The organism is Staphylococcus sp. HMSC059F04, from assembly GCF_001812565.1.
Classification (GTDB): domain Bacteria; phylum Bacillota; class Bacilli; order Staphylococcales; family Staphylococcaceae; genus Staphylococcus; species Staphylococcus lugdunensis.
The window spans coordinates 1-204 of record NZ_KV809463.1; the positions used below are offsets into that span (position 1 = coordinate 1).

At 35.8% G+C, this 204-nt stretch carries 1 pseudogene; it reads left to right on the forward strand.

The window, feature by feature from the left end:
• Positions 1 to 204, forward strand: a pseudogene (locus tag HMPREF2864_RS02655) (pathogenicity island protein); the annotation flags it as partial.

A 204-nucleotide genomic window follows, 5' to 3' on the forward strand; every position in this document is an offset into this window, starting at 1 on the left:
AATGTTGAAGAACTTGAGGGTGTTCAGTCTAGTAATGCTGATGTGATAGGTAATATCGAAATATTATATCAGTTAGCTACTGGAATTAATGAACCTGCAAGTGAGCTCGTTGAAGGATTGAAATTAGTTACTGCATTTGTACAAGATGAGAATGCCACACTAGATGATTATAAGGCGTTAGAGCGTAAGTTGAGTGAATTGAAA